Annotated in this window: 12 protein-coding genes and 2 pseudogenes; 11 read left to right on the plus strand and 3 right to left on the minus strand. The window is 60.5% G+C overall.

Annotated elements, in window-relative coordinates:
- The first annotated feature begins 306 nt into the window (after nt 1–306).
- Together EOS_RS27100 and EOS_RS27105 are read left to right on the plus strand one after the other, a co-directional pair.
- Nucleotides 307–1,614: a type II toxin-antitoxin system HipA family toxin gene (locus EOS_RS27100; RefSeq protein WP_047895267.1), complete on the plus strand. Its 1,308-nt coding sequence runs from the start codon at nt 307–309 to the stop codon at nt 1,612–1,614.
- Between the two features lie 52 nt (nt 1,615–1,666).
- Nucleotides 1,667–1,891 (plus strand): helix-turn-helix domain-containing protein, encoded by a 225-nt coding sequence (locus EOS_RS27105; RefSeq protein WP_235442979.1) that lies wholly within the window; start codon nt 1,667–1,669, stop codon nt 1,889–1,891.
- A 457-nt stretch (nt 1,892–2,348) separates the two neighbouring features.
- Here the strand turns inward: EOS_RS27105 and EOS_RS27110 are convergent, their stop codons facing one another.
- Both EOS_RS27110 and EOS_RS27115 read right to left on the minus strand, forming a co-directional pair.
- The gene (locus EOS_RS27110) at nt 2,349–2,600 is read right to left on the minus strand and encodes a hypothetical protein (RefSeq protein ID WP_047895309.1); all 252 of its coding nucleotides are present in this window, start codon (nt 2,598–2,600) and stop codon (nt 2,349–2,351) included.
- A 608-nt stretch (nt 2,601–3,208) separates the two neighbouring features.
- A complete protein-coding gene (locus tag EOS_RS27115; protein ID WP_047895269.1) occupies nt 3,209–4,375 on the minus strand; it encodes an IS91 family transposase in 1,167 nt (388 codons plus the stop codon).
- Between the two features lie 538 nt (nt 4,376–4,913).
- Between EOS_RS27115 and EOS_RS27120 the strand changes: the two genes are divergently transcribed.
- The 7 genes and pseudogenes from EOS_RS27120 to EOS_RS49010 form a co-directional block, all read left to right on the plus strand.
- Nucleotides 4,914–5,879 (plus strand): site-specific integrase, encoded by a 966-nt coding sequence (locus EOS_RS27120; protein WP_160312535.1) that lies wholly within the window; start codon nt 4,914–4,916, stop codon nt 5,877–5,879.
- Nucleotides 5,876–6,817 (plus strand): tyrosine-type recombinase/integrase, encoded by a 942-nt coding sequence (locus tag EOS_RS27125; RefSeq protein WP_235442980.1) that lies wholly within the window; start codon nt 5,876–5,878, stop codon nt 6,815–6,817. Before EOS_RS27120 ends, EOS_RS27125 begins: the two co-directional genes overlap by 4 nt.
- Before the next feature lie 23 nt (nt 6,818–6,840).
- Nucleotides 6,841–7,677 (plus strand): tyrosine-type recombinase/integrase, encoded by an 837-nt coding sequence (locus EOS_RS27130; protein ID WP_235442981.1) that lies wholly within the window; start codon nt 6,841–6,843, stop codon nt 7,675–7,677.
- Between the two features lie 52 nt (nt 7,678–7,729).
- The gene (locus EOS_RS27135; RefSeq protein WP_047895271.1) at nt 7,730–8,968 is read left to right on the plus strand and encodes a site-specific integrase; all 1,239 of its coding nucleotides are present in this window, start codon (nt 7,730–7,732) and stop codon (nt 8,966–8,968) included.
- Complete coding sequence (locus tag EOS_RS27140; RefSeq protein ID WP_047895272.1) at nt 8,965–9,909, plus strand: tyrosine-type recombinase/integrase; 945 nt, start codon at nt 8,965–8,967, stop codon at nt 9,907–9,909. The genes EOS_RS27135 and EOS_RS27140 overlap by 4 nt, the downstream gene beginning before the upstream one ends.
- Entirely contained in the window at nt 9,906–10,904 is a 999-nt protein-coding gene (locus EOS_RS27145; protein ID WP_047895273.1) for a site-specific integrase, read from the plus strand. Before EOS_RS27140 ends, EOS_RS27145 begins: the two co-directional genes overlap by 4 nt.
- Before the next feature lie 166 nt (nt 10,905–11,070).
- Nucleotides 11,071–11,115: pseudogene (locus EOS_RS49010) on the plus strand (hypothetical protein); the annotation flags it as partial.
- 35 nt (nt 11,116–11,150) lie between these two features.
- Here the strand turns inward: EOS_RS49010 and EOS_RS27150 are convergent.
- Entirely contained in the window at nt 11,151–12,152 is a 1,002-nt protein-coding gene (locus EOS_RS27150; RefSeq protein WP_235442982.1) for a tyrosine-type recombinase/integrase, read from the minus strand.
- A gap of 359 nt (nt 12,153–12,511) precedes the next feature.
- Here EOS_RS27150 and EOS_RS27155 point away from each other — a divergent pair, with 359 nt between their 5' ends.
- Both EOS_RS27155 and EOS_RS48310 read left to right on the plus strand, forming a co-directional pair.
- Nucleotides 12,512–13,399 carry an SDR family oxidoreductase gene (locus EOS_RS27155; RefSeq protein WP_047895274.1) on the plus strand — a complete coding sequence of 296 codons (888 nt, stop codon included), beginning with the start codon at nt 12,512–12,514 and terminating at the stop codon, nt 13,397–13,399.
- 209 nt (nt 13,400–13,608) lie between these two features.
- Nucleotides 13,609–13,843 (plus strand): annotated as a pseudogene (locus EOS_RS48310) (IS5/IS1182 family transposase); the annotation flags it as partial.
- Nucleotide 13,844: the final 1 nt, after the last annotated feature.

The raw sequence follows: 13,844 nt of genomic DNA on the forward strand, positions 1-13,844 counted from the left end.
CGGGAGGGATTTCGCGAATGTCACTTCGGGGACACTACGCGGCATTGACTAAGACGCTTGAGCGTATCGCCCGGCAGCCTGGCTTTCGGCTTCTGGTGAGTCAATGCGCGCGAGCCAGCTCGCGGTCGCCGGCAAAGCTTTCGGCTTCGAGTTGAGTTCGAGAGAGGGTTTCCACCGCCGGGTGGAAGCCAGTGCCGGACCTTCATGCTAATTGCCGCTGATTCGACCAAAAAACTTCTTATAAGAAGCGCATAAGAAATTCATAGCCCTATCATGCTACATTTATGAGGCATAAGGAGTTGCCTCATGGATTGCACCCTGCAAATATTCCTGGACGATCGCTGGGTCGACTGCGCGCAGATCGAACTCAACGACGGCCTTTGCCAGTGGAATCATCTGGTCATGTACGCCGTCGAACACACGGACGCCCCACTATCACTGGCTGAGCCCGTCGATATGCACCTCCGCGCGGCCCGGACCATGCCCGCATTCCTCCACGACCTCGCCCCGCAGGGGGCCGGTCGTTGCTTCCTGCTGGGCGAGCTGAAACTACCGGATGGCCCTGATGCGGACTTCCCGCTGATCTGTGCGGGCGCCTTCAATCCGGTCGGCCGAATCCGGGTTGCCGAGGCAGCCGACTATTTTGAGACGCACGTCGCCCGGCACCCGGGAGCGCGTGGCCTACCCGGCCTGACGATCGACGACGTCGTCGTGCGCAGCGCGGAATTCAAGGACAGGATGTTCCTGCACGGGATGCTGAGCACCGGCACCACGGGGGTCCAGGGTGCGGCGCCGAAATACCTGCTCACTCGGGACCGAGCGGGCCTGCTGCACGGTGATGCCATCCTGCCCGATGCCGACGCTACCCAGCATCTGATCGCGAAACTGCCGCGCGGCAATAGCGCGGCCGACAACAAGATCCTGCGCAATGAAGCGGCGTACATGCGGGTGGCCTCCGCGCTTGCTATCCGCACGCACGCGGATTTGCCGACCCTTCACGGAGACCTTCTGCTGGTCCCGCGCTTTGACCGGATCGCGAGCGACGGGAAAGTGGTGCGCCTCCATCAGGAAAGCGTGGCATCTATTCTGGGACTGCCCGGCTTTGACCTGCGCCCGAGCCTCTTCGAGGTCGTGGCCGGGATCCGCAAGGTTGTGACCGATCCATCAGCCGAAACGCTCGAATTCATCAAACGGGACGTGATCAATCTGGCGATGGGCAACACGGACAATCACGCGCGCAATACAGCCGTGCAGTTGGTCGAAGGCAAAGTCCGGCTCACACCCCTGTTCGACTTCGCGCCGATGTACCTTGATCCCGAGGTGATTCCACGTGCGCTGAGATGGTATCGGCCAGACACTCGGGTTGAACTGACGGACTGGGCCGATGTGCTTGCGGCGCTGCCTGTATCTGACCACGAGCGCCGAATGCTCGCCTTGGAACTGAGCCGCTTTGCCGCGCAGATCGAACGCCTGCCCGACATCATGGAAGAGCAGGGCATCGATCACGACATCATCGAGTTCCTGACGCAGTACATTGATACGCAGGTCCGACAACTGAAAGCCCTTCAACCGCCAGAGGCTCATCATGCCCCGTCGGAACCGACCTACCCGTGAAGAGCAGAATGACCTGCGCCGTACTTTCTACGAAAGGATCGGCCGGGGCGACATGACCATTCCTGAGACCATGAAAGCGATGCGCGAGATGACGGGCCTGACCCAAGCGGAATTCGCCGCGCACCGAGGCGTCAGCCGCCGGGTCATTCAGGACATCGAGCGCGGGACCGGAAATCCGACCGTCGACTCGCTCAACAGCGTTGCGAAGCTCTTTGGCCTGCAGGTTGGATTCGTCCCGATCAGGCGGAACGAATCATCCTCGCCAACCTCAAGCTAGCAGCTATCAGATGGCGCCAGACGACGTCTCCGAAGCAAGCGATTCTGCGCGTTTTCTACAGAGTGCCGACATCCTTTCATCATCGATCGTCGCAGCAGCGGCCGTAAAAAAAGCCACTACTTTGGCGCGAACATAGGTCAGTTGCAGCCAGTCTGGCGCGACTGTCAGCTACCTATGACGCAGCGTCGCGCAAGTGTCTGATTTTGTTGAGGTGCGATGTCATTTATTGGGGTGCCCTACGGCAAGGCTTCGGTAATGGCAGTTAGCGCGGAAAACGGTTAGGCAAGCGCCGGCCACGGTCTGGACATCACAGATTGGCGGCAGAACGACCGCGCTGTCGCACTTGATATCGGCTCAGCTAAGAGTGCGATCGTCCATGACACGAGCAACAGGCTGCTCGTGTCATGGATCCGCAGTCGCCGCCTCAGTCTTCGCCTCAGTTGCCGCGAAGTGACCCTTATCCGTGCCCTGTCACGAACTTTTTCGTCGCGTGATAGCCGTGCCTTGATGCATCGGCAACGGCATGGCCGGCCTTCTTCGTACCATGGCCGACCGCGTGCGCGGCATCGCGCGCAGCATGCCCGCTCTTCTTTCCTGCCGTCTTGACATCGTTCTTGAACTCGTGGGCACCTGTAGCCAGGCTCGCATGCGCCAGCGTGCTGAGCACGGCCAGCACGAACAGAATGATCGAAATTCTCGTCTTCTTCATCACTTTGATTTTCCCACATGAGATTGGTGCGCACGATAGCCAGCCGGACAGCTTGAGAACGTCGCTCGCATCCAGTATGACCGCGCCCCGCCCGCTGGTCAGCAGACGCCCGCTAATGGATAGGGAGAAACCGCTCATGCCCGCACTCGGACCTGTGATTACTGGCAGCAACTGAGCGCCCGCGCCCCGGGGCGAACTCCCGCCGACCCTATATAGCCGCCGTTCGGACTCTTGCCACAACACCGGCTGCTTCCGTTAAGGGTTATTGGACGCCTGCCCTCAATCACATGGCTGCGAGTGTGCCGCGGCGCGTGTGGGCAGGCGTCCAATAAGCCTCGAGGGAGGAAACCGCGGAGTGGTCCGATGCGGCTGGAATCCTGGGTGACTATGGCGATTGATGGTCCGGGGTCCTCAGCTATGTGAGAGGCTGGTCGGCGGAACGGGATGCTGGATGGGCCAGATGCCGTGGTGATGCGATGCAGGCGCGCAATCGTGATGGTGAAGCGGAGGTGCGAGGGGCTGCACGAAGCGGCAGGCACGAACGTCCACTCGCGGCCCGCGTTGCCGTGGAGCCGACGGTTGGTGTGCACGTCCATGAAGTACTGCTCTCATAGGTGGCCTTGCATCGGTGGTGCGCGAATCGGTGCGGTGCGCTCAAGGATGTCGATGACGATCATCGGTGCGCCGCAGTGCCGACAGATGAAGACCGGGCGCGTTTCCATGACGGTTTCGTGGGGTGACGCGTTGACCGCGGTCGCGACGTGCAGCAGTTCACGCACTTTCGCGAGACTGGCGCGGCGCACCGGGTTGGCCAGCAGCCCGTAGTGACGGATGCGATGGAACCCGCCGGGCAGCACGTGCAGCAGGAAGCGGCGCATGAACTCGCCAGCCTCAAGCGTCATGGTCTTGTAGCGGGTGCGCCCCTTTGCCCGGTAGTCCTTCCAGCGGAAGGTCACACCGTGCTCATCGAAAGCGACCAGGCGTTGATTGGAGATCGCGACGCGGTGCGTATAGCGTGAGAGGTACGCGAGCACGGCTTTGGGCCCTGCAAAGGGACGTTTGGCATACACGAACCACTCGCACGCGCGCAGCGGTGCGAGCCACCGCGCAAAGGCAGCCGCATTGGCAAGCTCCGTGTACTCGCCGAAGAATTGCAACTGGCCACGACGGTGAACCGCTTCGAGTGCCTCGAGGAAGCGGCGCCGGAACAGGCGGGAGAGGACGCGCACCGGCAGGAAGAAACCTGGCCGACAGGCAATCCAGCGCTCACCATCGGGCGACAGGCCCCCTCCGGGGACAATGCCGTGCACGTGCGGATGATGCGTGAGCGCTGAGCCCCAGGTGTGCAGCACAAGCGTGGCGCCGATGTTGGCACCCAGATGCTTCGGATCAGCGGCGATAGTGCGCAGCGTTTCGGCAGCGATGTCGAACAGCAGTGCGTAGATGACGGCCTTGTTGTACCAGGCGATGGCGCTGATGGGCGCGGGCAGCGTGAAGACGACGTGGTAGTACTCGACCGGCAGCAGATCGGCCTGGCGTGCTTCGAGCCAGCGGCGCGCGGCACTGGCCTGGCACTTCGGGCAATGGCGGTTGCGGCAGGAGTTGTAGGCGACCTCGATCTGTGCGCAGCCGGAACAGCGCAATACGTGTCCTCCCAGCGCCGCGCTGCGGCACTGTTCGATGGCTGACATGACCTTCAGCTGCCCCAGGCTCAGCGACACCGTGCGTCGCCATACTGGGCCCTGGGCGCGGAAGATGTCTGCGACCTCCAGCATGGGGTACTGCACTGGGCCGCGTTACTCGGAGGGCAGACGCTCCAGCGGACTGATGACTTCGCGCAGCAGGTCGGTGGCCACCTGCGCGTACAGCGCGGTGGTCTCCAGCCTATTGACTGCAGTCAATAGGGTGGACTATCTCCCGCGCGGAACTATGTCCCGTGTTCACCGAGAACCCCCGTCCGGCGTGGACTTTCCGCATGGGCGCTAGATATTGGCATTCTCTTTTGCAGGCACTTTCGCCTGACAGGAGAGGACCATGGAAGATTCTTATGAGAGCGCTGCCGCGCTGGTCTGCACCATCAGAGGCGCAACTGCGGAGCACCTTGTTGCGTTCGTCGGTTCGCTGATCGGGCAGCAATACTCGGTTAGTTATGTATGTCAGTTGGCACAACACGCGCTTGCGTTTGGGCACTGGTGCGAAGATGGCGGCATTTCCTTCCATGACTTAAGGGACGACGACGTCGTGCGGTATCAGCGTTTTCGTTCGCGGCGTCGATCGCGATGCTTCGAGACGCGACGCCGGGAACTGCACGCATTGGAACTGTTGATGCGCTTCTTGCGCGATCGCGGTGTGTGTCATGTCGCTCAAACGCACGCTATTGCCGCTGACCAAGTTGTCGATGGGTTTGCGCAATCCTTAAAACGCGATCAGGGTTTGGCCGTTGTGACCGTCGAGTCCTATGCAAGGTGGGCACGCAAATTTCTGGTGTGGCGGTTCGGCCAAGGAGAAGTCTGCTTGCGGGACGTTCGCGTGACCGACGCCAGCGCTTTCGTTAAGAGCGAGGCAAAGCGCATGGCGCCGGCCGCCCTAAAGAACGTTATCACGGCACTGAGGTCCTTCCTTCGTTACGCCCAGTTTCGCGGCGAGGTCACCGCGGGACTTGCTGCAAGCGTGCCAGCGGTAGCCAGTTGGGCAAGCACACCCCCCATCCCCAGAGCCATTGCAGCCGAGCACGCACAGCGCGCAATCGACAGTTGCGACCGCAAGAGCGCGGTGGGCCGACGCGATCGAGCCGTGCTGCTGCTTCTGGCAAGACTGGGACTTCGAGCCTGCGAGATCGTCAGGCTGACGCTGGACGACGTCGACTGGGACTGCGCTCAATTGCGTGTGCGTGGCAAGGGTGGCCGCGAGAGTCTCCTGCCATTGACCGCCGACGTGGGCGAGGCGATCGCCGCCTATCTCGAGCGCGGGCGTCCTGCCAGTCCAGATCGGCACCTCTTCCTTCGATCCGTGGCACCGATACGCGGGTTGATGGAAGGGTCGGACGGCATCGGCACGATCGTGCGCCACGCGCTCAATCGAGCCAAAGTCGACGCGCCGCACCGCGGCTCGCACCAGTTCCGGCACGCCTTGGCTGTTCGCATGTTGCAGCTCGGTGCGTCGTTCCCGGAGATCGGCCAAGTTCTTCGCCATCGAAGCCCGCAGTCCACGAGCCTTTATGCGAAGGTGGATGTCAGCGCCCTCCGGAAATTAGCCATAGCCTGGCCAGGAGGTGCATGATGAACACGCTTCGAGAGGCACTTCAGGAGTACCTTGACCTGCGTCGCAGCCTGGGCTTCAAGATGCACGATGCCGGCTTGCTGTTGCCACGGTTCGTCAGTTTCATGGAGACGCGGCATGCCGAGCATATCAGCAACGGCCTCGCTCTAGAGTGGGCGCAAAATCCGTCGGTTCAACCCGCAGAATGGGCCAGGCGCCTTTGCTTCGTACGCGGCTTTGCCCGCCACCGCAGTGCCACCGACACCCGCACGGAAATTCCACCGGTCGGCATGTTGCCCCATCGGTCTACGCGAGCCAGACCTCATTTATACACGGAAGCGGAAGTACGGCGCTTGCTGAATGCGGCATTGGAACTGCCGGTGGCCTGGCCGTCGACGCCGCTGCGGCCGTGGGTGTTCCATTGCCTCATCGGCTTGCTCAGCGTTACCGGCCTGCGTATCAGCGAAGCGCTGAACCTCGAGCTTGGGGACGTGGACCTCGAAGACGCCGTTCTGACGATTCGCGGTGCCAAGCTCGGCCGATCGCGCCTAGTCCCAATTCATCCGACCACCTGTACCGTCCTGGCTGACTACCTCAGGCGCCGCAAACAGTTCCTGGGTCGCCAGGTCTCGTCCTATGTGTTCGTCACGAGTCGCGGCACCCGGCTCGACATAGGTCGCGTTCATCGGACGTTCTACGCGCTGTCATGGCAAACGGGACTGCGTGCCGAAGGCGCAAGCAAGGGGCCACGGTTGCATGACTTCCGGCATCGCTTCGCCGTTGAAGTGCTGATACGTTGGTATCAGTCTGGAGAGGACGCCTGGCGCTTGTTGCCGGTGCTGTCGACCTATCTTGGGCACATCTATGTGGCCGGCACATACTGGTATTTGAGCGGGTCGCCCGAGTTGATGGCACAAGCGATGGATCGCCTTGAACGCCGTTGGGGAGAGTCATCATGACTAGGGAGCCCAGCTTCGCCGCCTTGCTGGAGAAGTTCTTCATCCAGCGCCTGATGCACCAGCGCCAGGCTAGTGTGCACACGATCGCATCGTACCGCGACACATTCCGGTTACTGCTGGAATTTGTACAGCGACGCCTGCATAAAGCGCCATCCACTCTGGCACTGGAAGACATCAATGCGCCGCTGGTAACGGACTTCCTGGATGAACAGGAGCAGGTTCGTGGCATCACGGCTCGAACGCGTAACCTGCGCTTGACGGCAGTGCACTCGTTCTTCCGGTATGCGGCCTTCGAGATGCCGTCACACTCAGCGCACATCCAGCGTGTGCTGGCCATCCCGGCCAAGCGCTTTAGCCGCGCATTGGTCCCATTCCTGAGCCGACAGGAGGTCGATGCGTTGCTGGCCGCGCCGGACCAGCAGACTTGGTCAGGTCGCCGCGATCACGCTCTGTTGTTGTTGGCTGTGCAGACGGGGTTACGCCTGTCCGAGCTGACCGGCCTTGGGCGCGAGGACCTGCACATTGGCGCCGGCGCGCATGTACGCGTGTTTGGCAAGGGGCGCAAGGAGCGTTGCACGCCATTGAGCAAGAGCACCCGCGCCGTGTTGGCCGCGTGGGTTCGAGAGCCGCCGCGGGCCGAGAATCAGCCACTGTTCCCCAATGCGCGCGGCGGCCGGTTGAGCGCACACGGCGTTCACTACCTGCTTCACAAGCATGTCTTAGCGGCCACGAACGAATGCTCTTCACTGAAGAACAAGCGCGTGAGCCCGCATGTGTTGCGACACTATATGCCCCTCCGAATTGTGTCTTGTAATCGCGTGACGGCGCGCTTTTTAGGCCAAACGGCCGATGCCAGATAGAGATAATCTTTACTCCTTCCACCCGCTCCCCACGCCGGGGAAGGAGGTCATTGTGAAGTACACCATTCATGATCAGGTCACGCTCTCTCGGGCGCCAGAAGGGCCGCTTGCAGCCCATTTGGTATCGTTTGCGGATGCAATCTACTCCCAGGGATACAGCGCACAGTCCATGAAGCAGCAGGTACGTATCGCCGCATGCTTTAGTCGATGGCTTAAGAAGACAGGCGTCAGCGTAAAGGACATCTGCTACGACCGCGCGACACGGTATTTGCGCTATCGCGCCCGACATGTGCAACCTTACCTTGGAGATCGGGCTGCGCTCCGTCATCTCATCGATTTTATGCGCAGTGAGGGCGTGATTCCCGTCGAGAAGACAGCAACACGTCGGGCGCCACCTGCGGAGATCTGTGCACAGGCATACGCAGAGTACTTGTGCGACGCTAAGGCTCTTGCCGCAACGACGGTCATTAATTACGTGCCATTCATCCGCGATTTTCTCCGCCATTGCTTCGGTGACGGGAGGGTCAACTTATCGCGCCTACGTGCCGTGGATGTCGTGAGCTTCGTGCAGTTCCGTGCACCAAGTTTGCATTTGAAGCGAGCCAAGCTAATGACCACTGCACTGCGCTCATTTCTACGCTATGCGCGCTATCGCGGCGACGTTACGCTGGATCTGGCTGCCGCGGTTCCGGTCGTCGCCAACTGGTCGATGCCGTCGATTCCTCGAGCGATTTCTGCTGAGCAGACGCGGCAGCTGCTGGCTAGCATCGATAGACGGACCTCGGTTGGGCGTCGTGACTACGCCATCCTGCTCCTGCTTGCGCGATTGGGGTTACGCGCTGGTGAGGTGGCTTTTCTCGAACTCGACGACATCAACTGGAGCGCGGGCCAGGTGAGCGTCCGCGGCAAGGGCGGCCAACGCTGCGAGCTACCCTTACCCGCCGACGTCGGCAAGGCGATTGCCGCATATTTGCGGTACGGGCGTCCTCATAGCGCCAGTCGCCGCGTATTTTTGCGCACAAAAGCGCCCATCACAGGTTTTCGTGGGCAAAGTGGCGTCGGCTCCCTCGTCCGAAATTCGCTTCAGCGCGCTGGCATCGACGCACCCACGATGGGTGCCCATCAGTTCCGCCACGGCCTGGCCACCCAGATGTTGAGCCGTGGGGCTTCGCTCAGCGAGATCGGCGAGGTATTGGGACATCATCATCCACAAACAACGAAGATCTATACGTCGGTAGACATCAAGGCATTGCGCACACTTGCTTTGCCCTGGCCGGGAGGTGTGCGATGAATACACTTCGACACGCCGTTAAGGAGTACATCGATCTGAGGCGCAGCCTGGGATTCAAGCTGAGAGAGGCAGGCAATGCGCTACCAGATTTCGTCGCGTTTATGGAACGGCATCGTGCTCCCTACGTTACCCAGGCACTGGCTCTCGCGTGGGCTCAACAGCCATCGGATGTCCGGCCCGCGCAATGGGCGCAACGTCTGAGCTATGTACGACAGTTTGCGCGCCATCGCAGTGCTACCGATCTTCGCACCGAGATACCAGCGCCAGGCTTGTTACCGTTTCAACCGAAGCGGGCTAGACCGTATTTATATTCGACCAGCGAGATCTGCGCATTATTGCAGGCTGCACTCCAAATGCCATATCGTTATGAACGGGGTGCCCTGCTGCCGTGGACCTATCATTGCCTGTTCGGATTGCTGAGCGTATCAGGAATGCGTCTGGGTGAAGCGCGCAATCTCGAGCTACAGGACGTGGATCTGACCGCGGGGATATTGACGGTCCGCGGAGCGAAACTAGGCAAGACGAGATTGGTTCCTTTGCATGCCTCGACCTGCGAGGTGCTCGCAAACTATATCGCAAAACGCCAACGTCATTGGGCGGGGCGACCGGTATCCTCGTACCTGTTCGTGTCGAGCTGGGGCAACCGGCTGGACAGTGGTCAGATTCATCGCGCTTTCTATGCGTTGTCGCGGCAGATCGGCTTGCGCGGTGAGTCAGACAGTCACGGGCCGCGTCTGCACGATATGAGGCACGTGTTCGCAACCAACACACTTGTACGCTGGTACCGGTCCGATCAGGATCCCGAGCGTCGCCTACCAATCCTGTCGGCCTACCTCGGTCATGTCCACGTTGAGGATACGCAGTGGTATTTAAGCGCCTCGCCCGAACTGATGCGTGAGGCTATGCGTCGACTCGAACAACGCTGGGAGGACGTGCAATGACTACTTCAGCGACGTTCGCTCCACTACTGGAACTCTTCTTCACGCAGCGCCTGATGCAGCAGCGTCAGGCGAGCCCTTACACCATCACCTCCTATCGCGATACCTTTCGGCAACTTCTGAAATTCGTGCAGCAGCGTTTGCATAAACCGCCGTCCCGGCTTAACTTCGAAGACATCGATGCGCCTTTGATTGTCGCGTTCCTCGATGAACTCGAGAAGCACCAGGGTGTCAGCGTTCGCACTCGCAATCTACGCCTCGCGGCAATTCATTCCTTCTTTCACTACGCAGCCCTCGAAACTCCGGCTCATTCGGCGCAGATCCAGCGGGTGCTTGCTATCCCTAGCAAACGCTTCGCGCGTACACTGGTCCACTTTTTGACGCGCCCTGAAGTCGACGCCTTGCTAGCCGCGCCTGATCAAGGCACCTGGTCTGGCCGGCGCGATCACGCCTTTATGTTGGTCGCCGTACAGACCGGCCTTCGCCTGTCCGAGATGACCGGTCTCAAACGTGAGGACCTGATCCTTGGCGCAGGCGCTCACGTGCGGGTGATCGGGAAAGGTCGGAGAGAGCGCTGTACACCCATCGCGAGATCCACACGCGCCGTACTGAAAGCGTGGTTGCGAGAACCACAACGTGGTGATGGCACGGTTCTGTTTCCCAGCGCGCGGGGTGAACGCCTCAGCGTCCATGGTGTGCAGTACCTGCTAAACAAGCACCGCAAGACCGCCTGTGAAGTCTGCCCGTCGTTAAAGCAAAAACGGGTCACCGTCCACTGTTTGAGACACACCATGGCCATGGACCTTCTGCAACAAGGCGTTCGTCGCTCGGTCATCGCGTTGTGGCTCGGGCATGAATCGGTTGCGACAACGGAGATCTATATCGAAGCGACCCTTGCGATGAAAGAACAGGCCCTTGAGAAGGCAACTCCGCGACACGGCAAGCCTGGACGCTTCAAGCCGACAGACGAGCTTCTCGACTTTCTGAACAGTCTTTAGCGGCCTGAAATTATGTCGGGTAATAACTTGGGCACGTCTGGCACATCTGCTTTCGACACACTCCGTTCGGGTAGATCGTCGAAGTTCAATCGTGCCGCCCGACATAATTCGGAAGGGCATATAGTGCCTTCTATCTCTTGATAGAGATAGTCGACACACGACAGCGATGGATCTGCTGCAAGAAGGTGTCGACCCCTCAGTAATCGCACTCTGGCTCGGTCACGAATCGGTTGAAACCACACAGGTCTACCTGGACGCCAACCTCACATTAAAACAGGCGGTTCTGGACAGGACCACGCCCCCTAAAGGCAAACCGGGACGGTATCGACCAGATGACCGATTGCTGGCGTTCTTGAAGGGCCTATAGGCCACACCTATGTCCCGCGCTGCGCACGGCCGGCTGATGTCGTCCCGTAAGTCTCGTGCGCCACGGGACATAGTTCCGCGCGGGAGATAGTCCAGCTTCTTGTGCCCGAGCAGCACCTGGATCACGCGGATGTCAACCTTCTGTTCCAGCAAGTGCGTCGCGAAACTGTGGCGCAACGTATGCATGGACACGCGCTTGTCGATCTGGGCCGCCTCGGCGGCGGCATGAATGGCACGGTTCAGTTGATGCGTGCTGAGCGGATCGACGGGATCGAGCCCGGGGAAGAGCCAACCGCCGTCGAGCATCCTGCCCTGGGCACGGGCCACGCGCCACCAGACCCGCAGGCGTTCAAGTAGCACCGGCGAGAGCAGCGCGTAGCGGTCGCGGCGGCCCTTGCCCTGTTCGATGCGCAGGGTCATACGCTGGCTATCGACATCGCCGACCTTCAGCGCTACCACTTCGCCGGCGCGCAGTCCGGCGCCATAGGCGACCGACAGCGCGGTCTGGTGCTTCAGGTTGCCCGTTGCGGCGATGAGCCGTCGTACCTCATCGGGGCTGAGGACGACGGGCAGTGTGCGGGGCACGCGCACGGGCTGCATTCGCGCCATCCGTTCGGGCTCGTGGAGCGTGACTTCGAAGAAGAACTTCAGTCCGGTGATCGCGGCGTTCAGCGAGACCGGTGATGTGCCGTGATCGACCAGATGCAACTGGTAGCTTCGCAGATCCTCGATGGTGGCGGTATCGGGCGAGCGCCCGAGAAACCGGGCAAACTCGCGCACGATGCGCAGATAGGTGGCTTGCGTCTTGGGAGAGAGCTGGCGCATGTGCATGTCGTCAATCATGCGCTGACGCAGCGGGCTGACACTCGGTTGAGAGGTCATGATTCGGCTCCTGCTGGAGAACGAGGCGGATTGCCTCATTCGCCAACATACGGAACCGCGCAGCAAACCCCTCACAAACCACCGCGCTTAGCCGGAGCCCCCTACCGCGCGAGCGGTTTCGTCCCCCGAGGTGCAACTGCCGGTCACCTCATCGAATTTGCCGTGTGGCCGCTCGGCCGGCCCGATCCCTTCGATGACGCGCTCGAGACTACATCACCACGGGATCGTTTGATTTTCCCAGCGCGCACACGTCTGGTCGACATCGGGATCCTGTTAGTCCTTTTAATAGGATGATGTCACTACTTCAACAGAACAAGAAATGGTCGGATAGTTGCGGTGACAACCTGGGAGATTTCAACATGCGCATTTTTCTTACCGGTGCGACAGGCTTTATCGGCGCGACCATCGTTCCCGAACTCATCAAGGCGGGCCATCATGTGATCGGCATGACGCGTTCGGACGCGGGAGCCCAGGCGCTCATCAATGCGGGGGCGCAGGTGCATCGCGGAACCCTGGAGGATCCGGAGAGCCTGCGCAGCGGCGCCGCAAAAGCAGATGGCGTCATCCACACGGCATTCGATCACGATTTTTCAAGATTTGTGGAGAATTGCGAAAAGGACAAGCTTGCGATCGCGGCACTCGGGTCCGCGCTCGCCGGCTCCGACCGCCCTCTGATCATCACCTCCGGGACCGGCATGGGTAGCGGTGAGCATGGTCAAGCCGCGACCGAAGATGTCTTTAACATCAGTCATCCAAATCCACGCATCGCATCCGAACTGGCTGGGAATGCGCTCCTGGAGGCAGGTGTCAACGTGTCGGTGGTACGACTACCTCAGGTTCACAACCCGTTCAAGCAGGGTCTCATCACGCCGCTCATTGGTATCGCTCGTGAGAAAGGTGTTTCCGCCTTCGTGGGTGAGGGCCGTAACCGCTGGCCGGCTGGCCATCTCTGCGATGTGGCGCTCCTCTATCGGCTCGCCGTAGAAAAGCGCGAACCGGGGGCACGGTATCATGCGGTCGGCGAAGAAGGGATCAGCAGCCGCGAAATCGCCGAGGCGCTCGGCCGGGGCCTGAACTTGCCCGTCGTTTCGATCGCCCCGGACGAAGCGGCGTCGCATTTTGGATGGATGGCAATGTTCGTCGGCCTGGATATGCCGGCCTCCAGTGCCCAGACCCAGGCCCGGCTGGACTGGCATCCAATCGGTCCAACGCTCATCGACGACCTCAACGAAGCCCGGTACGCCTGATCACCTTCGTTTATTGGCCCGGAGCGGAAACCATTTACGCAGCGGGTCGACGCTCGTCAGGAACAGTTACGGCGGTCAATCAGGTTTTAGCCCGGTCCGTCATCGCGGCGGACCGAATGTCGGCTTCACAATGATTCTGTTGAAAAAGTCTGCTCTCGAGTAATTCATTAGGTATCCTTTTGATATCGATAGACGAGGAGCGAATCGTCATGATGGGTCAATTGGAAAGCGGGCAGGACAAGCTTTTTTACTCGTCCAATATTGACAATCATGTTCTTCGAACCCACCTGCTGAGAGGCATAGATCGGGCTCTCGATCTCGACGATCTCCGTTAGCATCTCGCACCTTTCTACAGTCCGATCGGTCGCCTGTCGATTGATCCGGATCTCATGATCCGCATGCTGATCGTGGGCTACGGCTACGGCATTCGCTCGGAGCGTAGCTG

Source organism: Caballeronia mineralivorans PML1(12), assembly GCF_001028175.1.
Taxonomy (GTDB): domain Bacteria; phylum Pseudomonadota; class Gammaproteobacteria; order Burkholderiales; family Burkholderiaceae; genus Caballeronia; species Caballeronia mineralivorans.

Excerpts from the sequence above, each read along its gene's own strand:
- EOS_RS27140 (WP_047895272.1), top strand. The coding sequence starts at position 8,965 with ATGAATACACTTCGACACGCCGTTAAGGAGTACATCGATCTGAGGCGC.
- EOS_RS27105 (WP_235442979.1), top strand. The coding sequence starts at position 1,667 with ATGACCATTCCTGAGACCATGAAAGCGATGCGCGAGATGACGGGCCTG.
- EOS_RS27150 (WP_235442982.1), bottom strand. The coding sequence starts at position 12,152 with ATGACCTCTCAACCGAGTGTCAGCCCGCTGCGTCAGCGCATGATTGAC.
- EOS_RS27155 (WP_047895274.1), top strand. The coding sequence starts at position 12,512 with ATGCGCATTTTTCTTACCGGTGCGACAGGCTTTATCGGCGCGACCATC.
- EOS_RS27100 (WP_047895267.1), top strand. The coding sequence starts at position 307 with ATGGATTGCACCCTGCAAATATTCCTGGACGATCGCTGGGTCGACTGC.
- EOS_RS27110 (WP_047895309.1), bottom strand. The coding sequence starts at position 2,600 with ATGAAGAAGACGAGAATTTCGATCATTCTGTTCGTGCTGGCCGTGCTC.
- EOS_RS27125 (WP_235442980.1), top strand. The coding sequence starts at position 5,876 with ATGATGAACACGCTTCGAGAGGCACTTCAGGAGTACCTTGACCTGCGT.
- EOS_RS27115 (WP_047895269.1), bottom strand. The coding sequence starts at position 4,375 with ATGCTGGAGGTCGCAGACATCTTCCGCGCCCAGGGCCCAGTATGGCGA.
- EOS_RS27145 (WP_047895273.1), top strand. The coding sequence starts at position 9,906 with ATGACTACTTCAGCGACGTTCGCTCCACTACTGGAACTCTTCTTCACG.